General features: G+C 60.4%; 21 protein-coding genes and 2 pseudogenes. 14 read left to right on the top strand and 9 right to left on the bottom strand.

The window, feature by feature from the left end:
* Positions 1-90: 90 nt before the first annotated feature.
* From XalbCFBP2523_RS04445 to XalbCFBP2523_RS16270, 5 genes and pseudogenes are all read right to left on the bottom strand, one after another.
* Positions 91-624: pseudogene (locus XalbCFBP2523_RS04445) on the bottom strand (IS3 family transposase); the annotation flags it as partial.
* Complete coding sequence (locus tag XalbCFBP2523_RS04450; RefSeq protein WP_080928156.1) at positions 620-2194, bottom strand: S41 family peptidase; 1575 nt, start codon at positions 2192-2194, stop codon at positions 620-622. The pseudogene XalbCFBP2523_RS04445 and the gene XalbCFBP2523_RS04450, both read right to left, overlap by 5 nt.
* Complete coding sequence (locus tag XalbCFBP2523_RS04455) at positions 2191-2673, bottom strand: toxin-activating lysine-acyltransferase (RefSeq protein WP_080928157.1); 483 nt, start codon at positions 2671-2673, stop codon at positions 2191-2193. The genes XalbCFBP2523_RS04450 and XalbCFBP2523_RS04455 overlap by 4 nt, the downstream gene beginning before the upstream one ends.
* Positions 2663-4435, bottom strand: a complete 1773-nt coding sequence (locus tag XalbCFBP2523_RS16265; RefSeq protein ID WP_146084032.1) for a protein adenylyltransferase SelO family protein — start codon at positions 4433-4435, stop codon at positions 2663-2665. The genes XalbCFBP2523_RS04455 and XalbCFBP2523_RS16265 overlap by 11 nt, the downstream gene beginning before the upstream one ends.
* Positions 4436-4472: 37 nt before the next feature.
* On the bottom strand, positions 4473-4787 hold the full coding sequence (locus tag XalbCFBP2523_RS16270) for a hypothetical protein (protein WP_146084033.1): 315 nt from the start codon (positions 4785-4787) through the stop codon (positions 4473-4475).
* Positions 4788-5238: 451 nt separating this feature from the next.
* On the opposite strand from XalbCFBP2523_RS16270, the gene msrB reads away from it, so the two are divergent.
* The 7 genes from msrB to XalbCFBP2523_RS04495 all read left to right on the top strand — a co-directional run bounded on the left by msrB (position 5239) and on the right by XalbCFBP2523_RS04495 (position 11647).
* A complete protein-coding gene (gene msrB / locus XalbCFBP2523_RS04465) occupies positions 5239-5703 on the top strand; it encodes a peptide-methionine (R)-S-oxide reductase MsrB (protein WP_045766409.1) in 465 nt (154 codons plus the stop codon).
* A 33-nt stretch (positions 5704-5736) separates the two neighbouring features.
* Positions 5737-6147: a hypothetical protein gene (locus XalbCFBP2523_RS04470; protein ID WP_052687965.1), complete on the top strand. Its 411-nt coding sequence runs from the start codon at positions 5737-5739 to the stop codon at positions 6145-6147.
* Between the two features lie 145 nt (positions 6148-6292).
* Entirely contained in the window at positions 6293-7147 is an 855-nt protein-coding gene (gene motA / locus XalbCFBP2523_RS04475; protein WP_012917412.1) for a flagellar motor stator protein MotA, read from the top strand.
* 7 nt (positions 7148-7154) lie between these two features.
* Complete coding sequence (motB, locus tag XalbCFBP2523_RS04480; RefSeq protein ID WP_012917413.1) at positions 7155-8306, top strand: flagellar motor protein MotB; 1152 nt, start codon at positions 7155-7157, stop codon at positions 8304-8306.
* Positions 8307-8410: 104 nt separating this feature from the next.
* Positions 8411-8923: a hypothetical protein gene (locus XalbCFBP2523_RS04485; RefSeq protein WP_045766838.1), complete on the top strand. Its 513-nt coding sequence runs from the start codon at positions 8411-8413 to the stop codon at positions 8921-8923.
* A 9-nt stretch (positions 8924-8932) separates the two neighbouring features.
* Positions 8933-9217, top strand: coding sequence for a DUF4031 domain-containing protein (locus tag XalbCFBP2523_RS04490; RefSeq protein ID WP_045766410.1), 285 nt, complete (start codon positions 8933-8935; stop codon positions 9215-9217).
* 312 nt (positions 9218-9529) lie between these two features.
* Positions 9530-11647 (top strand): protease pro-enzyme activation domain-containing protein, encoded by a 2118-nt coding sequence (locus tag XalbCFBP2523_RS04495; protein ID WP_045766411.1) that lies wholly within the window; start codon positions 9530-9532, stop codon positions 11645-11647.
* Between the two features lie 53 nt (positions 11648-11700).
* Here XalbCFBP2523_RS04495 and XalbCFBP2523_RS04500 read toward each other — a convergent pair whose 3' ends face one another.
* Complete coding sequence (locus XalbCFBP2523_RS04500; RefSeq protein WP_045761082.1) at positions 11701-12246, bottom strand: DUF6630 family protein; 546 nt, start codon at positions 12244-12246, stop codon at positions 11701-11703.
* 147 nt (positions 12247-12393) lie between these two features.
* Here XalbCFBP2523_RS04500 and XalbCFBP2523_RS04505 point away from each other — a divergent pair, with 147 nt between their 5' ends.
* Positions 12394-12636: a DUF3297 family protein gene (locus tag XalbCFBP2523_RS04505; RefSeq protein ID WP_045758891.1), complete on the top strand. Its 243-nt coding sequence runs from the start codon at positions 12394-12396 to the stop codon at positions 12634-12636.
* 597 nt (positions 12637-13233) lie between these two features.
* On the top strand, positions 13234-15327 hold the full coding sequence (locus tag XalbCFBP2523_RS04510; protein WP_045766412.1) for a protease pro-enzyme activation domain-containing protein: 2094 nt from the start codon (positions 13234-13236) through the stop codon (positions 15325-15327).
* Positions 15328-15389: 62 nt separating this feature from the next.
* Here XalbCFBP2523_RS04510 and XalbCFBP2523_RS04515 read toward each other — a convergent pair.
* Positions 15390-15724, bottom strand: a pseudogene (locus XalbCFBP2523_RS04515) (DUF6630 family protein); the annotation flags it as partial.
* A gap of 31 nt (positions 15725-15755) precedes the next feature.
* Between XalbCFBP2523_RS04515 and XalbCFBP2523_RS17030 the strand changes: the two are divergent.
* Positions 15756-15809 (top strand): hypothetical protein, encoded by a 54-nt coding sequence (locus XalbCFBP2523_RS17030; protein ID WP_230596034.1) that lies wholly within the window; start codon positions 15756-15758, stop codon positions 15807-15809.
* Between the two features lie 137 nt (positions 15810-15946).
* Here the strand turns inward: XalbCFBP2523_RS17030 and XalbCFBP2523_RS04525 are convergent, their stop codons facing one another.
* A complete protein-coding gene (locus XalbCFBP2523_RS04525) occupies positions 15947-17584 on the bottom strand; it encodes a Na+/H+ antiporter (RefSeq protein WP_012917422.1) in 1638 nt (545 codons plus the stop codon).
* A 334-nt stretch (positions 17585-17918) separates the two neighbouring features.
* On the opposite strand from XalbCFBP2523_RS04525, the gene XalbCFBP2523_RS04530 reads away from it, so the two are divergent.
* A complete protein-coding gene (locus XalbCFBP2523_RS04530) occupies positions 17919-18587 on the top strand; it encodes a class I SAM-dependent methyltransferase (RefSeq protein ID WP_045761084.1) in 669 nt (222 codons plus the stop codon).
* Positions 18588-18959: 372 nt separating this feature from the next.
* On the opposite strand, the gene XalbCFBP2523_RS04535 is transcribed toward XalbCFBP2523_RS04530, so the two are convergent.
* On the bottom strand, positions 18960-19754 hold the full coding sequence (locus XalbCFBP2523_RS04535) for a DODA-type extradiol aromatic ring-opening family dioxygenase (protein WP_045766413.1): 795 nt from the start codon (positions 19752-19754) through the stop codon (positions 18960-18962).
* A 144-nt stretch (positions 19755-19898) separates the two neighbouring features.
* Between XalbCFBP2523_RS04535 and XalbCFBP2523_RS04540 the strand changes: the two genes are divergently transcribed.
* The 3 genes from XalbCFBP2523_RS04540 to XalbCFBP2523_RS04550 all read left to right on the top strand — a co-directional run bounded on the left by XalbCFBP2523_RS04540 (position 19899) and on the right by XalbCFBP2523_RS04550 (position 22670).
* Complete coding sequence (locus XalbCFBP2523_RS04540) at positions 19899-20807, top strand: LysR family transcriptional regulator (RefSeq protein WP_045766414.1); 909 nt, start codon at positions 19899-19901, stop codon at positions 20805-20807.
* Positions 20808-20913: 106 nt separating this feature from the next.
* Positions 20914-21483 (top strand): flavodoxin family protein, encoded by a 570-nt coding sequence (locus XalbCFBP2523_RS04545; RefSeq protein WP_045761087.1) that lies wholly within the window; start codon positions 20914-20916, stop codon positions 21481-21483.
* Between the two features lie 191 nt (positions 21484-21674).
* Positions 21675-22670: an aldo/keto reductase gene (locus tag XalbCFBP2523_RS04550; RefSeq protein ID WP_045766839.1), complete on the top strand. Its 996-nt coding sequence runs from the start codon at positions 21675-21677 to the stop codon at positions 22668-22670.
* Positions 22671-22685 lie beyond the last annotated feature (15 nt).

Here is a 22685-nt window from a genome sequence, read left to right on the forward strand (position 1 = left end):
TGGATGGGTTTAGCCGCAGTCTAGGCAGCCGCCCCCGGGATTTTCCCCCAATTTTGGCTCGCACGGTAGGTTAAAACACTGAGACTCACACACATGGCCCCTGATCCGCTCGCGTTTGAGCAGGCCGAAGAAGCTTTCCACCGGGGCGTTGTGCCCCAAGGGCAGGCTTCGCGCTCGTGGCAGTTGCCGCGCCGACTCATGCGGCAGATCAACCCATGGGATGCCAGGAAACTGCGCCAGTCATTGCTCGTGTAGACCGATCCTTGGTCCGAGTAAACCAGACAACCGGATGCGGGTTTGCGCCGCCAGACCGCCAACAACACGGCCTGCACGACCAACTCGGTATCGGCCCGATCGCGCATCGCCCAGCCGACGACTTGCCTGGGAAAACAGGTCGATCACAACCACCAGGTACATCCTGCCTTCATGCGTGCGGATGAAGGTGAAATCGCTCGCACAGGCGGTGTCCGGCTCAGTCACCTCGAACTGCCGATCAAGCAGGTTGGCCGCCGATTTGCACGGCGTTCCAGCATGGAAGCGTGGTTTGCGACCATAGCCCACCTGGGCACACAGCCCCTGCGTGCGCATGAGCCGATGCACCCGATGGCGACTGCAACGTTCACCTTGAACAATCCATCCCATTATTCAGCGCAGCGGCGCATTCGAGGGCAGCGTCGCGATCGCTTCGAATATCAGCCAATGAATTCATTACGCTATAATCCGGCATCACGCCTCTTCGTTCTAAAGAAATTCCGGACGGATCCTTAAAAGAAGCAACGGGTATATGAATGAAGGCCCCACTTCCTAAATCGTACAAGCGTGCGATCAGAACCTGCCCCGACGTTCTTGTGCCAACAATTCGGGCCCGGCCATAGTGTTGCAAAGTCGCAGCAAGAACCTCCGCGGCGCTAGCTGTCGCCTCACTAACGAGTATTTCTACGGGAGCTTGCGTGGCCTGTGTCCCTGTAGGTATGCGTAGATCACTGTACGGCGCACGCCCTTGCTTGGTTCCAATCAAAATTCCAGGCGACAGGAAGTTTCCTGCTATACGCCCTATAGAACTTTCCACACCTCCGTTATTGAATCGGAGATCAATAATGACAGGCTTCCCTGGATGGGAGCGCACTTGCTGTATAAACCAAGTTGCGTTACTCGTGTTGAATCTGTTGAATTTGATAACCCATGACCCCTTGAACTCATAAGCGATTTGCTCAGTAATCCTTAAATTCAGCCGCTTGGATACATCGGAATCATTGGGTTCTGCCACTAGATTGATAATATCTCCCTTGGCATTTTTAACACTAAAATTCAGCGCTTGTGATTTCTGTCCCGATCCTGATGCGGGCTTGATTCCTATTACCTCATCACCGGGCTCAACACCTGCTCGCTCTGCGCTAGATCTGTTAAGAACGTCTATTACCCCTATATCCTTACCAATATCGGAATTCGTGATCGTCAATTTCAACGGCCGATACAAAATTTCATCGAATGCAGCATCATTATTTTTTATCATTCTTATCAATTCCGCGAATACAGCCGAGTTGAATCTATTTAATTTAATTACGCCCCGCTCCCTCTCAATGTCATCGGGAAGACTTGGAGCAATCGGAATGGAAACGATAAAGTATTTTTTTGCGCCGTCCAGCGATATTGCGTCAACACCTATATCCACACTTCCTTTTTTATAATCTGAACCAGCTACTGGGCCGAGCAAAATGTGCCATCCTTCGCGCACCCCTTGCAAATAGAGAGGAGAGGCTGGCTCTATGTTCTTAACAACCGAAAATCGCGCTGAGCGAGGCTCTGACATCAGCATCCCTGCTCCTACCGAGACATCCGGCCATAGCAGCCCCACCATATCCGCCTTCTTGGGAAGGCTAACGGCAGCCTCAGAAGGCGTAAAATATGTCAGATGCGAGGACTCCAATAACTCCAACATTTCTTTAACGACATCTATTGTTTTATCGTGATTGAAATCCATTATCGGGATTTTCTTCTTGTAGGTCTCACGAACTTCACTCCAATTGTATCCATTAAAGTGGTCGTCATAATACAGATTATTGACTGCCGACCAAGCCGCCCCGAACATATGGAGGTTTATTCTGTAATTAATCCAGATGGCAATTCCGAGAAATGAAACGGCAACCACCATAAGAACAAAAAGATGTCGCCATTTAAATGCATATTTAGTCATTTGCGCCTCCCAAAATCAAGCGACCGCGACTGCATGATTATGCCGGCAGAATGTCGGGCAACATAATTCACTCGCTCATGTTCCGTAGCGAACTTTCTCTTTAATAGTTTACCCAGCTCCTTCGCATTGCCGAAAGGAGCTACAAAATCAATTAGCCAAAGCTCATTGCCTTCGTTCCATTCGCTCATATGTAAGTAGGGCGGATCGCAACTCCAACGTCTTGAAGCGATTTCGGGCGATAAATAAGCCCAGGTAGCATAAGCAACCCATAGCCCTCTACTTGTCTGCAATGTCATTATCTGGCCCAAGCGAATCGCAGGCCATAACCACATGTAGGTGGCCGCAATACTGAACTTTTTTCTATCTGTACGCATCAACAACTGGATAGCCTTGCCAACATCCGTCATGTATTCGTCTTGAGTGCGACATAGTTTTTCATCGCCGCACTTCTCACTGATTGCCTCCTCTTCATTGCGCATTTAACTTCCCCACTGCTTCAGCGGCCTCGAAAAATATCTTGGGACTTGCGCCTCGTGCTAGATTTGCTCCCCCGATCGGACAGAGCACTGTTCTTATTTGAAAACTTCCATCCTCCAGCCGATCATCTTGGTTAGCCCCAAAAAATTCCATCTCCTGCGTGGAGCTATTGGCCGTTAGCGTGGTAATGAAACATCCTTCCTTCAGATCGAAAGAGCACTGCAGTTCGCTGTCCCTGGTTACAGAGTAGCCAATAAGTATTTTATCGTTCGCAAGATCAGGCCATATTCTTCTGCCTGACGTCACCTTGCGGGCAATGAAATCACTTAATATATCCTCTGCATTATCAGAAGTCATCGCTTCTTTGGTTGCTGCTTGAATCGCAAACTTGCATTTCATGAAAAACAGATCCTCCCTTGGCTCTAGCCATCTGCCAAGTTGAGCGTTGAGAACATTCCTGAAATTTGTAGCGCGGGAGTGGCGCCAAGAGTCTTTACGAGCCACGTCTGCTAGATCTTCAACTACAGCATCGATGAAGGGCGCTGAAACCAAGTCAATATAATGACGAAACGAGCTCTGTACAGTGGCATCACTAGGAGACTCCAAGGTCAAATCCAGTCTATGCCTAATTCTTTGCTGGGCACGAAATACATCATAAAGAGCTCCAGCCATGGCAATCGCTCCCTGACTGAATGAAGGCAACCCTATCCCAACAAGACATCCGCGAATAAAAGCAGCCTTCAGATTTTCATTTATAACTTGCGGTGATTGAAGTGGGCGTATTGCACCACCACCACGATGTTTAGACAAATAATGACCTAGCGAGTCGCTTATTTTTATCAATTCGAACAAATCGCGACCAAAAATCTGTCCATTTCCATCGTCTGCGCTACGCCAGTCTGGCAAAGCCCTGAAATTTCCAAAATCAAGAAGCGATCCGTCAATCGCAAAACTATCGCTACCCGGCCGTCCATTCCAAATCCGGTGCGCTTGGCTGTGCCCAACTTGAGATACTATTCGTGAAAAAGTTTCGGCAAGCGCGCATTCAGCACTTATGGCTTCTTTGCAATATGCGCGCTCTATATTGGAATACATCTCCCGCACCCTATTCTCGTCAGAATATTGGTCGGAACCTTCAAATCCACGAGTTCCAAAAAAAACGCTACGCTCAAAGTGGGCCACTCTCAAAAAATTGGGCCGAACGAGAATAGCGCAGCGTACTGGTGACTCACTCTCGCCCATCGGGAGATCAAAGCCGGTATCGATGATCGCAACAACAGGCATTGCGCCATGAGGCATTTCCCTAGAGAGAATCTCGCTGGCGATTACCTCACGGATCGCGTCACAAAGCGTCAGTAATCCATGCGAATGCGACCAATCGACTCCAGCAGAAACCAGGGGCGTTCTCCCTATGCCCTTGGCATTGAACATCCCACTGGTGCCACAACGACCGCTCCCTCCGTGGAGGGATCCCTCGCTTGCACCATAACGGTCCGCATAAAATACTGTTCCCACCACATTTTCATTGCCGCCTAGATCTATGCCATTTGATGAGACTGCATATTCACTGAGTATCCAGTCTTTCACTTCTTCCTTTACTGAGAGATTGGATAAATCTAGCCCTTGCATGCGCATCCAACTGTGATTCATCCACACTACGCGCGCACGGGTCAGCTTTTTCGTAAAAAATGGCACGAGCAAATGCTTGCTCAACTGATGCAGCTCAGCCAAGCTCGGGGTGATATTTTTACATATATCATTCATATTAAATCACCTGCAGACTTCTCTGCAGGTGAGTTTTTCACCTACTGCACGTCAGCTTAAAATAGTTAAATGATCCGCCAGCTGTTATCTCTCTAACAATGCCGGCTCCACTAATCTCGCCATTGACTTGCTCTAACGACACCGAACCACCTGCTGCTAGACATTGATTCATAAACCCACTAACATCACCAGAGGTGTATGTCGGTGGTGTTGAGTGCGCTGTTTCGGTGGTTATGCTGTTATAAAAATCCCTGGCCCAATTACCAAGATTACTATACCAAGGATAAGGTTCTCCGGACATATCGTCCCCGCCTGAAATCAGGTCAAGCTCGACTGCAGTAAGCTCACGCATTTGAGATCTCCATATTTCTGCTATGTCCCGCCGACTATCGACGGGACGATTGATCATAGAGCTAAAAATTTGCTCCTTGACATAGAAATTAGCGACTTGCACACACACGTGTGCCCAGCACACACGTCGTCCCCCTACTTGGTCGACCCTGAAGAACTCGGTGACCTCCTCCCTACATCCGCACCGAACGCGGCCAGCTGTATCTGCCCGCCGTACTGGACCTGTATTCGCGCAAGATCGTCGTGGGGTGTGGATGCGACCATGCCCGCCGAGCTGGTCTGCACCGCGTTGCAGATGGCCATCGTCCTGCGCCAGTCCACGCCCGGACTGATCCAGCATCTGAATGCGGTGCCCGTCGCCGCTGGGCACTGCGTCGGTGCCACCGGCAACGGCTTGATCCCCTGCCGACAGCCCTCATCTTTTGCACTCACACGCTGCCACGGGCCATGCCATGCGCCAATTCGACCTCACGCCCCTCAGCGCCGCCGAACGCGAGCGTCTGATCGCCGGACTCGATGCCGAAGCACGGTGGGTCCTGTTGCAGCATGGCACCGAGGCACCGTTCTGCGGCGCGTTCCTGGACAACAAGCGCGATGGCGTCTACACCTGCCGGCTATGCGGATTGCCGCTGTTCCGCTCCAGCGCCAAGTTCGACTCCGGCACGGGCTGGCCCAGCTTCTTCGCGCCTTACCACCCGGACCACGTGCGCGAGGTGCGCGACACCAGCCACGGCATGATCCGCACCGAGATCGTCTGCGCACGCTGTGACAGCCATCTCGGGCATGTGTTTCCGGACGGTCCGCCCCCCAGCGGCGAACGCCACTGCCTGAATTCGGTCTCGCTGCAATTCACCGAGCTGGGCCAAGCGCTGCCCAATCCGTTGCGCCGCAGCGGCGGGGAGACCGAACCTGCCTGATCCGCGACACCTCCACCCCATGGGAGAACCAGCATGCGTGGGTTACTCCGTTTCACTCTCTACCTTGCCCTGTTGCTGACGCTGAGCGCCTGCCAGCGCACACCGACATCGCCGCAGGCCAAACCGGCAGGGCCCGCAGCGACCACGCCGCCACCGGCTACGGCGGTCGAACGGCAGGCCGACGTCCTGCCCGTGCAATGGCGTTGCGGCGAGGAGCTCGTCCCCGCCGCGCTCGACGCAACCGGCGAGCGCCTGACCCTACGGGTGCGTGGCATCACCCTGGACCTGCACCGTGCCGGGACCGGTACCGAACCGGGAGCACGCTATGCCGATGCACTCGGCAACACGTTCTGGCAGCCCCTGTCTGACCAGGCCACGCTGACCTTATCCGGGCAGGGGGAAACGCTCAAATGCGTCCGCCGCGGCAGCGGCGCGATCGGCTGAACCACCGCCTCGGCGAGCACACACGGGGCCAACGCCGCCCCGCATCCAAGGTCGGCCGCCGCTTCGGCCATCGGTCGCACCTTCAGAAACAGGCCGCCGGGCCGACATCAGAGTATCCCCGTTTCGGCCCGCAGGCCCCCCTGCCATGCTCATTATCGTTGGCTTCATCGTCGTCCTCGTCAGCGTCGCCGGTGGTTACGTGCTCTCGCACGGCAAACTCGGCGCGCTGTGGCAGCCTTACGAGCTGATGATCATCGGCGGTTCGGCGTTGGGCGCGTTCCTGGTCAGCACCCCGGGCAAGATCGTCAAGGAAACCATTAGCGGCATCATCGGCGTGTTCAAAGGACCGCAGTACAAAGCCGACGACTACCGCGGCACCCTCACCCTCATCTACGAACTGCTGAACAAGGCTCGGCGCGATGGCTTCATGGCGCTGGAAGACCATGTCGAGAATCCTGCCTCCAGCGCGATCTTCGGCAATTATCCGAAAGTGCTGGCCGACCATCACCTGCTCGACTTCATCACCGACTGTCTGCGGCTGATGATCGGCAGCAATATCGAACCGCACGAACTCGAACCGTTGCTGGAACTGGAACTGGAAAAGCACCACCACGAAGCACTGGCGCCGGCGCACGCACTGAGCAAGGTATCCGATGGTCTACCGGGCTTCGGCATCGTCGCTGCGGTGCTGGGCATCGTCATCACCATGGGTTCGATCGGCGGCCCGATCGAGGAGATCGGCCACCACGTCGGCGCTGCGCTGGTCGGTACCTTCCTGGGTATCTTGATGGCGTATGGTTTCGTTTCGCCGCTGTCGGCGGCGATGGAAGCGCGCGCCGAACAAGACGGGCGCATCTACGAATCGGTGAAGACCGCGCTGCTGGCCTGCCTGCGCGGCTACAACCCGAAGATCGCACTGGAATTCGCGCGCAAAACCCTGCCGACCAACGTGCGTCCGAGCTTCGCCGACTTCGAGTCGCACCTGAAGACGATCAAGTAACGCGGTCATGGCCGAGACCAAATCCACCGTCATCATCCGTCGGGTCAAAAAGGTCCAGGGCGGCGGTCACCACGGTGGCGCGTGGAAAGTGGCCTATGCCGACTTCGTGACCGCGATGATGGCGTTCTTCCTGGTGCTGTGGCTGGTCGCGGCCACCACCAAGGAACAGCGGGCGGCCATCGCCGAGTATTTTCGCAATCCCAGCCCATTGGCCGGCAAGAGCCCAGCGCCAAGCCCCGGCATGGCCGGGCCCGGCGGCGCCAGCACCTCGATGATTAAGCTCGGCGGCTCCGGGGAGTTGCAACGTGGCAACAACAAGGATCCGTTCGGCAGCAAGAGTCTGAAGGGGGACGACAGCAAGATCTCGCAACGCGAAAAAGAAAAACAGCGTCTGGAATCGCTGATGCAGGAGATGAAGGAAGCCATCGACAAGAGTCAAGCACTGGAACCATTCAAAGACCAGTTGCTGCTGGACCTGACCCCGGACGGGTTGCGCATCCAGATCGTGGACAAGGAAAACCGCCCGATGTTCGATCTCGGCAGTGCGGTGCTCAAGCCCTATACACGCGGCATCCTCCACGAGCTTTCCGGGTTTATCAATCAGGTCCCCAACCACATCAGCATCACCGGCCACACCGACGTCACTCAATACAGCGGCAAGAACGGCTACAGCAACTGGGAACTCAGCGCCGACCGCGCAAACGCGGCGCGACGCGAACTGGTTGCCGGCGGCATGAGCGAAGACAAAGTCTCGCGCGTAGTCGGATTGTCATCCTCGGTGCTGTTCGACAAGCAGGTGCCGAATAATCCCATCAACCGCCGCATCAGCATCGTGGTGATGACCAAAGATGCGGAAGAAGCCGCGAGCACCGACGCCGACCACAGCGTCGCCCTTGGCAAACTGCAACCCGATGCCGACACCAAGGTACCGGACCTGAGTACGGCCCCGGCCATCCCCGCCACAGTGCCCGCAACGCCGCCGACAGCCACACCTGCGGCAGCACCCACGACGGCGGCCAAGCCGGAAGTGCAAACCGCGCCGCCGCGCACCACCTCGCCGGAAGTCGCCGCTGCGGCCGCCCGCGACGCGCTGCGCACGATCAACGGCACCGTCACGGTGACAAAGACCCCCAGCGCAGAGACCACCGCACAACGCTGACCCCGCTGCAATTGCATCGACGGCGTCGTGATCGGTCGCCACTACGTGGAGATCGTCCGCGCAACGGCGTTTACAATGGACGCGACTTCGCAGACGAGACCACCGTGTCCAAAACCTCCAAAGCCAAGCGCGACAAGCGCAAGAAGCAGCAGCCGCAGCGCGCCTTCACCCGTCTGGATCGCGAGCAACCCATCGCCAACCACGCCGTGCTGCAGGACGAGAACGGTCGCGTGCTGGCCGCAATCGGCCTGCAGGGGCGGCAGTGGCTGCTTGCGGTCGGTGGTCAGAGTATGGGTAACGCCGACAACCCGGTGCCGATGCTGGCGATGCTCAAGCATCTAGCCAACCTGCAGGAACAGGAAGGCAACACCATCACGCTCGACTATTCAGCGCAATTGCAACAGATGATCGACGTCCTGGCCGCCGCGGAAAGCAAGACCGCAGCAGAGTACCTCGACGCATTGGTCGCCGAGTTCGCCGAACAAGACAACACACAGCGCAGCGATGACGACCACGCTGGTGCCGAGCACAATGCGAATGCGATTGCAGGGGCAGACGCAACAGCGAGCAACGCCACCGACGCATTGCATGCAGACGACACGCAACCCCACACCTGAGCGGACGCGATGGCGGTCTACATCGACGATGCGGTGCATCCCTGGCGCGGTCAGCGCTGGGGGCATCTTCTCGCCGATACGCTGGACGAACTCCACACAATGGCGGCGCAACTCGGTATTCCCCGCCGCGCCTTCCAGAACAAACGCAGCGGCGCGCACTACGACATCCCCGCCCCGCTGCGCGAGGAAGTAATCCGCCTGGGCGCGATCCCGGTGTCGCGACACACCCATCGCAAACAGATGAAGGCACTGATCCACCAAGCCCGCGCGCAAGCCCGCGGCGAGGCCAATTGAAAATCGCCATGACAACAGTGCCATAACGCGCTCCAAGCACCGCACAGCAACATGGCCGACAGCCGGCGCGCAACACAAACACCAGCCACGCGCACATTCCGGCAGTATTCCGCTGCGCATGCGCTATCCAAGCAAATTCACCATTTGTCTACGGCATCAATAGGCGTAGACATATACTCGAAACAGAGTCGCCGAGACTCTTCACGTTTTATATCCATGTCCTCGCATCCCGGTTTGCCGGCGCTGCGGCGTGCCTGTGCATGCGATTCCGGCAATGCGATTCGTAGTCCCTCCTGAGTAAGGTACTTCCGCATGAAAAAAGATGTCGCCCTGTTCCGCCACTTCCCTCTATACCTTTCCTTCCTGGCGGCACTTTCCGCCAACGCGATCGCCGCGCCACAGGGCAACCAGACCGCCACGCCCGAGTTGACCCATCTACCCACGCAGTTGCAGAGCGCGAAGAAACTCGGCGCACTGGCGCCCAGCACGCCGATCAACGTGGTCATGACCCTGCCGTTGAAGGACGGCGCTGGCGCCTACGACTACGCGATGCACGTCTCACAGCCAGGCGATCCGCTCTACGGGCATTACCTCACCACCAGCCAATTCACCGCACGCTTCGGCGCGCGCCAGAGCGACATCGATGCGGTCAAAGCTTACGCGCAAACCCATGGCATGCAGATCAAGAGTATCGGTGGTGCCGGCTCGCTGATCACCCTCAATGCGCCCGTCGGCACCTTCACCAAGCAGCTCGGGGTGAACTTCGACCGTTATCAGGATCAGGACGGCAAGACATTCTTCTCGGCCAATCAGCAACCGCAGTTGCCCAGCGAACTCGTCGGCCACGTCGCCGGCATCGTCGGACTGCACGACGCCAACCGCTTCGCACCACTGGCCATCAAAGCGCCCACCGATCCAGCGGCACGCGCAGCCATCGCTCAGGATCGTGCCGCGCATGGCCTGCGAGCCGTTCTTCAGGACGCCGGGCATGGCCCCAATGGCGGCTTGAGCCCACAGGACATCCGCAAGGCCTATCAAATTCCCAAACAACTGGCGCCGGACAAGTCGCAGACCCTGGCGATATTCGCGCAAGGTGGCTTCCTGAGCAGCGACATCGCCACTTACGAAAAGACGTTCGGGCTACCGAACGTGCCGGTGAAGGTCCGCAGCGTCAACGGCTATGGCGGTGCGGTCAATAATCCAGGCATAGCTGGCGAGGCAGCACTGGACATCGACATGGCGATCGGAGTGAATCCGCAGTTGCGGCAGATCCAGGTCTACGAGGAAGGCGACGACGCGTACCCGACGTCGCTGCTCGCGGCATTGGGCGCGATGGCCGACGACAATACGGCGCAGACGGTCAGCATCTCTTACGGTCTGGATGAGGGGCTGCTGGGCACTCAAGCCCTGGCTGCGGAAGGCCAGGTACTGACACAGATGGTGGCGCAAGGTCAGGGCGTCTACGCCAGTGCCGGCGACTCGGGCGCCTACGGTAAACTCGGTATTGGCTTGCGCGGCGAAGATATGGGCAGCCAACCGCTAGTTACCTCGGTCGGCGGCACCACGCTGTTCACTCGACATGACGGCAGCTATCAGGGCGAAGAAACCTGGAATCTGCTTGGCATCGGATATGGTGCGACCGGCGGCGGCTTCAGCAACTACTGGCCAATCCCCGATTACCAAATGGTCCCCAGCAGCAACGGCGGGATGCCCGGCAAAATCAACAAGGTCTCGATCGCCCTACCCAACGGCGGTTCGTCCACGCTGCGCAATTTCCCCGACGTGGCCGCCATCGCTAGCCCCAGCACGGGGGTTGCGGTCTACTCCGAACTGGAAGGCGGCTGGATCATCGTTGGCGGCACCAGTGTCTCGGCGCCGATCTGGGCCAGCTTCATGACAATCGCCAGCCAGGCGCGCCAGACCGTTGGACTGGACCAGATCGGCTTCGCCAATCCGTTCCTTTACAGCAACGTCAACGGCAATACTTCCACGATCAACCGCGATATCCTCGATGGCAGCAACGGCAACGCCAGCCTGTTCAACGGCGTCGCCGGCTTCTCCGCCGGCATAGGCTACGACAACACGACCGGCCTGGGTTCGATTGCGTCCTCGCCGATATTATTCAGCGCGCTGCTGGATGGCAAAGACAGGAGCACGACACCGCCAAGTGAGGTGCGCGGCATCAACATCAGCACCACCAAGGCGAGCAGCACGCTGAAATGGGTCACTGCGGCCAACGCGACAGGCTACGTGGTGGTCGCGCAGAACTACACCACCGGTGACATCGCCTCCTACGGCGTCACCCGTGGCACGCAATACACGATACAGGACCTCACGCCCAACACGATCTACCAATTCGTGGTCGTCTCCGTGAACAAGGGCGGCTCGAGGGTGAGCGAAGCGGCGATCGCAAAGACGGCAAAGAACTGACAAGCAAGGCGGTCCGGGCCGTTCGCGGCCCGGACCCGATCCAGCGCATTCCATCAAAACGGGTCGCTGCCCGGGCGCAGGTCGATCCCAAGGATCGCGGCCAGCCGCTGCATATCCTGATCGTCGCGGCTGCGTGCCATCCAGCCGGCACGGAACGCGTTGCCGGTGTCCCAGCACCAGATGCTGTAACCGTATTCGCGCAGGCGGTCATCGGCCAACGTCAACAGCGACACGGCATCATGGCCCTCGAAGAAGTCCTCGTCGTCGACGTCGCCACCCCAATCGATGTGCAGGTTCCAGCGCGCGGCCAATTCATCGACCGCCCCGATCAGCGCCTCGCGATCGTTGCCGTCCACGTAGAAACCAGCGCTCCAGTCGATCGCGTCCTTCAGCGCCCATAGCCAATCCTGGCCCTCGCGCTCAGTCTCGCCAGCAAGTTCGCGGTAGGCAGCGAACTGACGCAGGGCGCTTTCCTCATCGCCAGGATTGATCAGCAACAGCAAGTTCCATATCAGCCCCTGCTGGGTGTCCGGGTCGTCCTCGTCCACATCGCCGAACCCGTCCTCGGGGTCGTCGTAGTCGACACTGTTATCGGGCATGGCGGTGCAATCGGCATCACGGGACCACCAGTGTGCCGTGCCTGGCGCGGCGACGGAAGCGCGGCGGAACTCGGCAACCGCGCCGCGAGCGTTTATGCTTCGCCACCGGAAGACGGCGCTGTCCGCCGCCACACGCCACCTGACCCGATGTCCGAGACGCCCCCCGATCACCTGGCCATCAGCCCGCACAGCCCATTCCACGATACCGAGGCGCTATCGCGTGGTGTCGGCATCCGTTTCAACGGTGTGGAGCGTGACAACGTGGAAGAGTATTCGATCAGCGAGGGCTGGATCCGCGTGCAAGTCGGAAAATCGCGCGACCGCCGCGGCAACCCGATGACGATGAAGATCAAGGGCGCCGTCGAAGCGTACTGGCTCCAAACCAAGTAAGCGCCTGGCTGAGGGATGCGGACGCGGAAAAACTCACCGGCCACGCCGACGAATCCCGTCGACGTGCAACCGATATCCAGGCCATGTTCGCCACCAATCCGTTCGTGTGGTTTACCGCTCCCGCACACCGCGGTCGTTCAACTCTTGCGCCGGGCTGCCAGCAGATCCAGGTTGCGGATCAAGCGCGCGCGATTTCGTCGGAAATCTTGCGTTGACGGGTGAGCTTGAACAATTCCTGACGTTCGGCCTGCAAGCCGGCATTGCACAACACACGGCCGTGCCTTAAACAGCGTCAATGGCTGCGACAGCCATGCCCACAAAAAGCGCAACAGCAACAGGCCGACATCCGATGCGCAACATCAAATGCCAGCCACGCGTGCATTCGGGCAGTATTTCGCTGTGCATGCGCTGTCCAAACGCACCCGCTATTTGTCTACTTTAGCGACGGGCGTATACCTATACTCGGAACAGAGTCACCGCGACTCTTCACGCTCCATACATCTCCTCGCATCCCGTACTGCCGGCGCTGCGGCGTGCCTGTGCATGTCGTTCCAGCAATGCGATTCGCAGTCCCTCTCATCACGAAGGTACTTTTGCATGAAAGATGTTGCACTGTTACGCCACCTCCCCCTGTACATCGCCTTCCTGGCCATTCTTTCCACGAACGCGATCGCTGCATCACAGCAAAACCAGACCATTACGCCCGAGTTGGCCCATCTGCCGAAGCAATTGCAGAGCGCGAAGAAACTCGGCGCACTGGCGCCAAGCACGCCGATCAACGTGGTGATGACCCTGCCGTTGAAGGACGGCGCAGGTGCCTACGACTACGCGATGCACGTCTCGCAACCAGGCGATCCGCTCTATGGGCATTACCTCACCAACAGCCAATTCGCCAAGCGCTTCGGCGCGCGCCAGAACGACATCGATGCGGTCAAAGCTTACACGCAAGCCCATGGCATGCGGATCAAGAGTATCGGTGCCGCAGGTACGCTGATCACCGTGAGCGCACCCGCCGACGCTTTCTCCAAGCAGCTCGGGGTGAACTTCAACCGCTATCAGGATCAGGACGGCAAGGCCTTCTTCTCAGCCGATCAGCAACCACAGTTACCCAGCGAACTGGTCGGCCACGTCGGCGGCATCGTCGGACTGCACGACGCCAACCGTTTGGGAACGCTAGCCATCCACGCACCGACCGATCCGGCGGCGCGCGCGGCCATGAACCAGGAACGCACCGCGCACGGCCTGCGGGCAGTTCCCGAGAACATAGGGCATGGCCCCAATGGCGGCTTCAGCCCGCAGGACATCCGCAAGGCCTATACCATCCCCAATCAACTTGCGCCGGGCAAGTCGGAGACTCTGGCGATCTTCGCGCAAGGCGGCTTCCTGAGCAGCGACATCGCCACTTACGAAAAGACCTTCGGGCTGCCGAACGTGCCGGTGAAGGTGCGCAATGTCAACGGCTATAACGGCGCGGTCAGCTATGAAATCGTGGCCGGCGAGACAGCACTAGACATCGACACGGCGATCGCGGTGAATCCGCAGTTGCAGCAGATCCTGGTCTACGAGGAAGGCGACGACGCGTACCCGGTGGCGTTGCTGGCGGCATTAGGCGCGATGGCCGACGACAATACGGCGCAGACGGTCAGCATTTCCTACGGCCAGGATGAGGAGCTGATGGGCACTCAGGCACTGGCCGCGGAAGGCCAGGTGCTGACACAGATGGTGGCGCAAGGCCAGGGCGTCTATGCCAGTTCCGGCGACCATGGCGCTTACGGGCGCACCGGCAACGGCTTGCACGGCGCGGATCCGGGCACCCAACCGCTGGTCACCTCGGTGGGCGGTACCACGCTGTTCACTCAACAGGACGGCAGCTATCTGGCCGAGGAAACTTGGAATCTGCTCGGCGAGCAATTAGGCGCGACCGGCGGCGGCGTCAGCAGCTACTGGCCGATTCCCGGTTACCAACTGATCCCCGACAGCAACGGCAAGCAGGTGTCGATCGCCGCGCCTAACGGTGGTTCGTCCACGCGGCGCAATTTCCCCGACGTGGCCGCCACTGGCAACCCAGCCACGGCGATTGCAATCTACTCCGAACTGGAGGGCGGCTGGAGGATCGTGGGCGGCACCAGTCTCTCGGCGCCGATCTGGGCAAGTTTCATGACCATCGCCAATCAGGCACGTCGGTACGCGGGCCTGGACGGGATCGGCTTCGCCAATCCGTTCCTCTACAGCAACGTCAAGGGTACCGTCTCCACGGGCACCCACGATATCCTCGAAGGCAGCAACGGCATCGCCAGCCTGTTCAACGGCGTCGCCGGCTTTTCCGCCGGTTTGGGCTACGACAACACGACCGGTCTGGGCTCGATGGCATCTTGGTCGCTATTGTTCAACTCACTGCTGCATGGCAACGACCGCAACACGCCACCGCCCGGTCAGGTGCGCGGCGTCAGCGTCAGCACCACCAAGACGACCAGCACGGTGCAATGGAGCGCGGCGGCCAACGCGACCGGCTACCTGATACTCGCCTATAGCCCCACCAGCCAAATCGTCTCGTATGCGGTCACCCGCGACACGCAATCCATGCTGCAAGGCTTCACACCGGACACGACCTACCAATTCCTGGTCGTGTCCATCAACAAGGGCGGGGCGAAGGTAAGTTCGAAGGTGATCGCCAAGACGGCCAAGAACTGAGGCCTCGGCAGAGGCGGTCCGGGCCGTTCGCGGCCCGGACCTGATCCAACACATTCGATCCATCAAAACGGCTCGCTGCATGGGCACAGGTCGATTCCAAGCATCGCGGCCAGCCGCTGCATCTCCTGATCGTCGCAGCTGCGTGCCATCCAACCGGCACGGAACTCACTGCCTGTGTCCCAGCACCAGACGCTGTCGCCGTATCCGCGCAGGCGGTCATCGGCCAGCGTCAACAGCGACACGGCATCCTGGCCCGCGGACAAGTCCTCGTCGTCGACGTCGCCTCCCAATCGATGCGCAGGTTCCAGCGCGCGGCCAATTCATCGATCGCCCCGATCAGCGCCTCGCGATCGTTGCAGTCCACGTAGAAACCTGCGCTCCAGTCAATCGCGCCCTTAGGAAAATCGCGCGATCGCCGCGGCAATCCGATGAAGATGAAGATCAAGGGGACCGTCGAAGCGTATTGGCTCGAAATCAAGTAAGCGCCTGGCCGAGCGATGCGGACGCGGAAAAACCCACCGGCCTGGCCGGCGAACCGCGTTGGCGTGCAACCGATATCCAGGCCACGTTCGCCACCAATCCGTTCGTGCGGTTTACCGCTTCCGCATACCCCGGCCGTTCAACTCTTGCGCCGGGCTTCCAGCAGATCCAGGTTGCGGATCAAGCGTCGCGCGATTTCGTCGGAAATCTTGCGTTGACGTGTGAGCTTGAACAATTCCTGACGTTCGGCCTGCAGGCCGGCATTGCGCAACTGACGCAGCACGTTGTCCAGGCGTCGCGCTTCTTCCGGATCGCTCTCCATCGCATCGCCATGGTCGAGATGGCGCTGATACAGCATGCTGACCCGATTGGCCGCTTCGTTGTAGAGATCGGCATGTTCGCTGTCCTGCACCAGCCGCTGACGCAGTTTTTCCACCGCCGCCAACGCCGCACGCGAGGATTCGCGCCGGGCCAGATCCTCCTCCAGACGGTCGCTGGATTCTTCAGGCAATTCCAGGCCGCGTAGTAGCCGCGGCAACGCCAAGCTGGCGACCAACAACGAGGTGACGATCACCGTGCTGGCCAGGAAGATCGCCAAATCGCGCGTCGGGAACGCGGCACCACTGGGCAAGGCCAACGGCAACGTCAGCACGCCGGCCAGGGTAATCGCACCGCGCACCCCAGCCAGAGATGTCGCCACCACCACACGCCACGGCGGACTGCGCCGATGCTCGCCACGACGCCGCGCCTTGAGCAAATTCCAGCGCAGCGACAACCATACCCACAAGAAGCGCAACAGCAACAGGCCGATGTAGATCGCCAGCGCATAGCCGAGCAACCACCATGGATTCAGGTGCCCGGCTTCGTCGATGTTGTGCATGGCCCCCTGCACGATGCCCGGCAACTGCTCGCCGAGCAGCACAAACATGATGCCCTTGAGGGTGAACTGGACCATGTCCCACACCGCAGAGCGCTGCACACGCATGCTACCCGGGGCACGGCCGCTCAATTCCACGTAACTCATGCTGATGCCGGCGGCGACCGCGGCGAGAATGCCGGAGGCGTTGATCGACTCTGCCAACAAGTACGCGGCGAATGGCAGCAGCAAGTTGACCAGGATCGCCGCGCCCGGCTCCTCGCCAACCTGCCGCCAGATCCAGCGCTGCGCCAAGCTAGTGCCCAGGACCACCACAACACCAGCCGCCACGCCGACCAAGGCCACCCACAGGAACATCAGCGAAGCAGCGGCGAGCGAGAACGTGCCGGTGGTCGCCGCGGCCACCGCGAACTGGAAGCAAACCAAGCCGGAGGCATCGTTGAGCAGCGATTCGCCTTCCAGGATGTGCATCAGCCGCCTGGGGATCGGCGCGCGCGAGGCGATCGAGGACACCGCCGTCGGATCGGTCGGCGCCACCACCGCAGCCAGCGCGAAAGCCACTGCCAGCGGCATGGTCGGGATCATCCAGTGGATCAGGCAACCCACACCGACCACGGTGAAGACGACCAACCCCAGCGCCAGTTCCAGGATCGCCCCCTTGTCGCGGAACAGACCCTGCTTGGGAATGCGCCAGCCGTCCAGGAACAGCAGCGGCGGCAGGAACAACAGGAAGAACAGTTCCGGCTCGAGCGCGTAGCCCTTCTTGAACACGCCGGCGATGATCGCGCCCAAGCCGATCTGCACCAGCGGCAACGGCAAAGAAAACGGCAACACACGCACCAGATAGCCGCTGGCCACCACCGCCAGCAGCATCGCCAAGACTACTTCGATCGAATGCATGCTCGTCCAGACATCAGCACTGCGCCAACAGCACTGTCCATACATGAGTGAGCATGCAAGCAAAGCGCACCGCAGGCGCGCTGTCCAGTGGCGGGGCGGCGTGGAGTCAGGTGGCGTGCTGAATTCGGGTTGGTCGTGGCACCGGAGGCCTGCGCACGCACGGCGCGGACACGACACCGTATCGGCGACGGTGGTCGCGCAACTCGGCAATGCACATGCACACTTGCCCGCATGCAGCCAATCGCGCCGCGCATGCACTGTCTTTTACGCTTCGTCTAGTATGGGGCTGCTACGCCCAACTCCGCGCGCCGAATGCCTCTCCACCGGAAACCACATGCTGACCATCCAAGAACTCAATGGTTTCATCGACGCCCAGGCGGCAAAGGGCAGCATTACGCAGATCTGGAAATTGATCGGCGAGAATTTCGAGCACGCCCAGGCCAGCCTCCCGGCCGAACAGGCGATGCAGCGACGCGAACTGTCGTTCCATGACCACGTGCAACTGCTGGCCTACCTGTGCCTGCTGCTGGAGGGCGTACCCGGCGATCTGGTGGAAATCGGCGTGTGGAAAGGTAAGTCGCTGGCGCTGATGAACGAGGTCTGCAATCGCCAGCGCCGGATCATCGGCCTGGATCCGTTCGCGCTGCCTAACCAGTTCGAGGAATTCAACCACTATCGTCAGCTGCTGCTACCCAACGCACTGTTTATCCGTGGCTACTCGGAGTTTTGCGCACAACACTTCTACAACATGACGCCGCAGGTGGCGTTGCTGCATATCGACGGTGGGCACACCGGACGCAATGTGTTGCTGGATTTTCTGCTGTATGGCCCTAGCGTGGTGACCGGTGGGTTCGTGGTGTTCGACGACTACGGCGACCACGAATATTCGCCGGAAGTCGGCCCCGCCGTGGACCTGCTGCGCGCGACCGGCTACTTCAACGGCTTCCACGTGCTGGGCTGCGTGCATGGGTTCGAGAATAGCTACGTGCTGCAGCGCCTGTGAGGTATGGTGCGACGACGCGCGGTCGCGATCAGCGGTGCTCCGGTGCAACCGCGACGCATGGCGTTTGCGCCGGCCGCACCAGCGTTCAAGTCCTCGACGAAACCACAATAAGCACGCACACCGCCCTCGACACGCGCTGACGGTCGACGGCAGCCAACCATGCCAACACGGCACCGGGAAGCGAAGCGATGCGTCTGGCGCAACTGCCTCACCACCTCCAACATCTGTTCCAGGGCATAAGCGCTGTTGCGGATGATGCCACTGTTGGAGAAGAACAAATCCTTGATGTCCTACCGCGTGTAGAACTCCATCGTCAGCTTGACCAGTCCGGCTGAGGTGGCACGCACACGACGCACGTTGCTGGAGACGCGTTCAGGCCGAGGCGCCGTCGAAGCGATAGATGTCCATCGCCAACAACCCGACATCGATGCCGGCATCGATGCGCTGCGCGCCCAGACCGACGGTGCCGGCCGCCCCCATCGCCACATAGATCGGCAACCAATGTTCGTCGGTGGGATGCGCGCGCTCGGCGAATGGTGCCTGACGGCGGTAGTCCAGCAGCGCCGCCAGGTCGTCGCGGCGCAACGCCTGCTCGGTCCATTCGATGAACGGACGCACGTAGTGCGCCTCTTTTCCCTCGGCGTAACGACCGAGGTCGTGCAGGTTGTGGGTGATGCTGCCCGAGCCGATCACCAGCACGCCATCGGCACGCAACGGCGCCAGCGCGCGCCCCAGGGCCAGATGATGGGCCGGGCCCAACTGCGGCTGGATCGACAGCGACACCACCGGGATGTCGGCCTGCGGATACAGCAGCGACAGCGGCACCCACACGCCGTGATCCAAGCCACGGCTCTCGTCCATGCCAGGATGCAGACCCGCGCGTTCGAGTAACCTGGCGACGGTCTGCGCCAGTGCCGGCGCGCCCGGCGCCGGATACCGCATCGCATACAGTGCGTCGGGAAAACCGCCGAAATCGTGGATGGTCCGCGGCCGCGCCGCGGCGCCGACCATCGGCTGCCTCTCCATCCAGTGCGCCGAGGCAACCACGATCGCGCGTGGTCGCGGCAGGGTCGCGGCCAGTTCCGCCAGCCGGATCCCGACCAGGCCGGGCTGCAAGGCGGTCATCGGCGAACCATGCGAAATGTACAGCGAAGGCAAACGGACCATGGACAGGCTTCCAAGCGATGGGACACCACACGCGCAACGCAGGAGTGCAGCATCGGTGCGCCCATGCAGGAACGCAGAGTATTCCCTGGCTTATGCGGAAATAAATTACCCTCAGGCTAACGATCTATCTCAGGAACAGTAACAATGGATACGCTCGAGTCGATGCGGGTGTTCGTCGCCGTGGTCGATCGCAACAGCTTCAATGCCGCCGCCGACGCGCTAGGCATCTCCACCGCCAGCGTCACTCGCCAGATCGCATGGCTGGAGCAGCGGCTGGGATCGCGCCTGCTCAACCGCACCACTCGGCGGGTCAGCCCGAGCAGCGTCGGCGCCGCGTACTACCAGCGCTGCCAACTGCTGCTGGCCGAGTTCGACGATATGGAAGCGGCGGTCGGCGAGCAGGCGCTGACCCCATCCGGCACGTTACGGATCAACGCCCCCTTCAGCTTCAGCATCGCCCGGCTGGGGCCGCGTCTGGCCGGCTACAGCGCGCGCTATCCGCAGGTCGCATTGGACCTGTCGCTGTCGGACCGGGTGGTGGACATCGTCGAAGAGGGCTTCGATCTGGCAATTCGCATCACCCGCCACGTGGCGCCGACACTGATCGCGCGCAAGCTCGGCGAAGCGCAGGTGTACCTGTGCGCAGCGCCATCCTATCTGGCGCGTGCCGGTACACCGCGCATGCCCACCGAGATCGCCGACCACGCGTTCCTCAACTACAGTTACATGCCGCTGGATACCCTGATTCTGCACGGCCCGGACGGCGATACCCAGGTGCGGGTACACGGGAGCCTACGCGCCAACAACGGCGACGTACTCCGCGAAGCGGCCATCGCAGGCATGGGCATCGTGGCGCAACCGGACTTCATGGCCGAAGCCGCACTGGAAGATGGACGTCTGGTGCGGGTGCTGCCAGACCACCAGCTCGGACCAACCGGGGTGTACGCTGTCTACGCCAACCGCAGCCATTTGGCACCGAAAGTACGCAGTTTCATCGACTATCTGATCGACGTCGGCATCGAGCGCGACATGCGCATCGCACAAGGTGCATGAACCGCACGCCCCGGTCGAACACAATATTCCGCCGATAGCAATGATGGCGGCCACTGCGGTTGCGCACAATGCGCGCGCATATCGCCTTCACTCTCAGGAGCCCCCCATGAGCAAGATCGCAATCGTCTATTTCAGCGGCTACGGCCACACGATCAAACAAGCCGAGGCCGTGCACGCCGGCGCCGCCAGCGTCGGCGAGGCGACGCTGTATCGGATCGACCAGGACGGCAACCTGCCCGATGGCGCCTGGGAGGCGATCGGCCAGGCCGACGCCATCGTCTACGGCAGCCCAACCTACATGGGCGGCCCTGCCTGGCAGTTCAAGAAATTCGCCGACGCCAGCTCCAAACCCTGGTACGCGCAGGCATGGAAGAACAAGATCGCCGCCGGCTTCACCAACTCGGCCTCGGTCAACGGCGATAAGTTCTCCACCATCGCCTATTTCTGGACGCTGTCGCAGCAACACGGCCAACTCTGGGTCGGTACCGGCGTAATGCCATCCAACACCAAGGCGCACGGTCCCGACGATGTGAACTGGACCGCCGGCTCCGGCGGTGCACTGGCGATCTCGCCAGCCGACGCGTCGCCGGACGAGGCGCCACGCCGCGGCGATCTGGAAACCGCCCGCCTGCTGGGCAAGCGGGTAGCGGAGTTTGCGGCCAAGCTCAAGCACTGAGCCACAAGGCCGATCGCGCATCACGCCGCCGCGGCACGGTCACGTCGCGGCGGCATGCCGGCTGCAGCGGCACGGCGGCCTGCGTATTGACCATGCTCGGGTAAGCCCAGTGCATGCGCAACCTCGCCACCCGCCGTTCGCGCATTATCCAAGCACAACACCACGCCCCTGCTCTAAAGGAGTACGTCCGCATGCAAACCCGTGCCCTTGGCCGCAACGGCCCTCGCGTTTCCGCCCTCGGCCTCGGCTGTATGGGCATGAGTGCTTTTTACGGTGGTCGCAGCGACGACAATGCCGCGATCGCAGTGATCCATGCCGCGCTCGAACGCGGCGTCAGCCTGATCGACACCGCCGACATGTACGGCCCACACACCAACGAAGTGCTGGTCGGCAAGGCGCTGACCGGACGCCGCGAGCAGGCCGTCGTGGCGACCAAGTTCGGTATCAAGCTGGATCCGGCCAATCCCGCCACGCGCAGCATCGAGGGCCGTCCGCAGTACGTACAATCCGCCTGCGAAGCCAGCCTGCGCCGCCTGGGCGTGGACCACATCGACCTGTACTACCAGCACCGGGTGGATCCGAACGTGCCGATCGAGGACACCGTGGGCGCCATGGCGCGGTTGGTAGAACAAGGCAAGGTGCGCTTCCTGGGCCTGTCCGAAGCCGCCGCCGCGACCATCCGCCGCGCCCATGCAGTGCACCCGATCACCGCCGTCCAAAGCGAATACTCGCTGTGGTCGCGCGATCCAGAACACGATGGCGTGTTCGACACCGTGCGCGAACTGGGCATCGGCTTCGTGCCCTACTCGCCGCTGGGCCGTGGCTTCCTGACCGGCGCGATTCGCACGCCGGAAGATTTCGAGGCCGACGATTACCGCCGTCATTCGCCACGCTTTCAAGGCGAAAACTTCGCCCGCAACCTGCAACTGGTGGAACAGGTACGCTCCCTGGCCATAGCCAAGGGCGTGTCCCCAGGCCAGTTGGCGCTGGCCTGGGTACTGGCGCAAGGCGAGGATTTGGTGCCGATCCCGGGGACCAAGCGCCTGGCCTACCTGGAGGAAAACTTGGGAGCGCTGCAGGTGACACTCGACGCCGAAGAACTGGCTCAGATCGAGACGATCTTCCCGGCCGACGCCGCCGCCGGCACCCGCTACCCGACGGCCATGATGGCCACGCTGCAGGGCTGAAGCGTCGCCGAATCG

The sequence above is a fragment of the Xanthomonas albilineans genome (assembly GCF_002939705.1).
GTDB lineage: Bacteria > Pseudomonadota > Gammaproteobacteria > Xanthomonadales > Xanthomonadaceae > Xanthomonas_A > Xanthomonas_A albilineans.

Excerpts from the sequence above, each read along its gene's own strand:
- XalbCFBP2523_RS04470 (WP_052687965.1), top strand. The coding sequence starts at position 5,737 with ATGCGTGGGTTACTCCGTTTCACTCTCTACCTTGCCCTGTTGCTGACG.
- msrB (WP_045766409.1), top strand. The coding sequence starts at position 5,239 with ATGCGCCAATTCGACCTCACGCCCCTCAGCGCCGCCGAACGCGAGCGT.
- motB (WP_012917413.1), top strand. The coding sequence starts at position 7,155 with ATGGCCGAGACCAAATCCACCGTCATCATCCGTCGGGTCAAAAAGGTC.
- XalbCFBP2523_RS04525 (WP_012917422.1), bottom strand. The coding sequence starts at position 17,584 with ATGCATTCGATCGAAGTAGTCTTGGCGATGCTGCTGGCGGTGGTGGCC.
- XalbCFBP2523_RS04505 (WP_045758891.1), top strand. The coding sequence starts at position 12,394 with ATGTCCGAGACGCCCCCCGATCACCTGGCCATCAGCCCGCACAGCCCA.
- XalbCFBP2523_RS04535 (WP_045766413.1), bottom strand. The coding sequence starts at position 19,754 with ATGGTCCGTTTGCCTTCGCTGTACATTTCGCATGGTTCGCCGATGACC.
- XalbCFBP2523_RS04510 (WP_045766412.1), top strand. The coding sequence starts at position 13,234 with ATGAAAGATGTTGCACTGTTACGCCACCTCCCCCTGTACATCGCCTTC.
- XalbCFBP2523_RS04540 (WP_045766414.1), top strand. The coding sequence starts at position 19,899 with ATGGATACGCTCGAGTCGATGCGGGTGTTCGTCGCCGTGGTCGATCGC.
- XalbCFBP2523_RS04545 (WP_045761087.1), top strand. The coding sequence starts at position 20,914 with ATGAGCAAGATCGCAATCGTCTATTTCAGCGGCTACGGCCACACGATC.
- XalbCFBP2523_RS04450 (WP_080928156.1), bottom strand. The coding sequence starts at position 2,194 with ATGACTAAATATGCATTTAAATGGCGACATCTTTTTGTTCTTATGGTG.
- XalbCFBP2523_RS16270 (WP_146084033.1), bottom strand. The coding sequence starts at position 4,787 with ATGCGTGAGCTTACTGCAGTCGAGCTTGACCTGATTTCAGGCGGGGAC.
- XalbCFBP2523_RS04455 (WP_080928157.1), bottom strand. The coding sequence starts at position 2,673 with ATGCGCAATGAAGAGGAGGCAATCAGTGAGAAGTGCGGCGATGAAAAA.
- XalbCFBP2523_RS16265 (WP_146084032.1), bottom strand. The coding sequence starts at position 4,435 with ATGAATGATATATGTAAAAATATCACCCCGAGCTTGGCTGAGCTGCAT.
- XalbCFBP2523_RS04550 (WP_045766839.1), top strand. The coding sequence starts at position 21,675 with ATGCAAACCCGTGCCCTTGGCCGCAACGGCCCTCGCGTTTCCGCCCTC.
- XalbCFBP2523_RS04530 (WP_045761084.1), top strand. The coding sequence starts at position 17,919 with ATGCTGACCATCCAAGAACTCAATGGTTTCATCGACGCCCAGGCGGCA.
- XalbCFBP2523_RS04495 (WP_045766411.1), top strand. The coding sequence starts at position 9,530 with ATGAAAAAAGATGTCGCCCTGTTCCGCCACTTCCCTCTATACCTTTCC.
- XalbCFBP2523_RS04500 (WP_045761082.1), bottom strand. The coding sequence starts at position 12,246 with ATGCCCGATAACAGTGTCGACTACGACGACCCCGAGGACGGGTTCGGC.
- XalbCFBP2523_RS04490 (WP_045766410.1), top strand. The coding sequence starts at position 8,933 with ATGGCGGTCTACATCGACGATGCGGTGCATCCCTGGCGCGGTCAGCGC.
- motA (WP_012917412.1), top strand. The coding sequence starts at position 6,293 with ATGCTCATTATCGTTGGCTTCATCGTCGTCCTCGTCAGCGTCGCCGGT.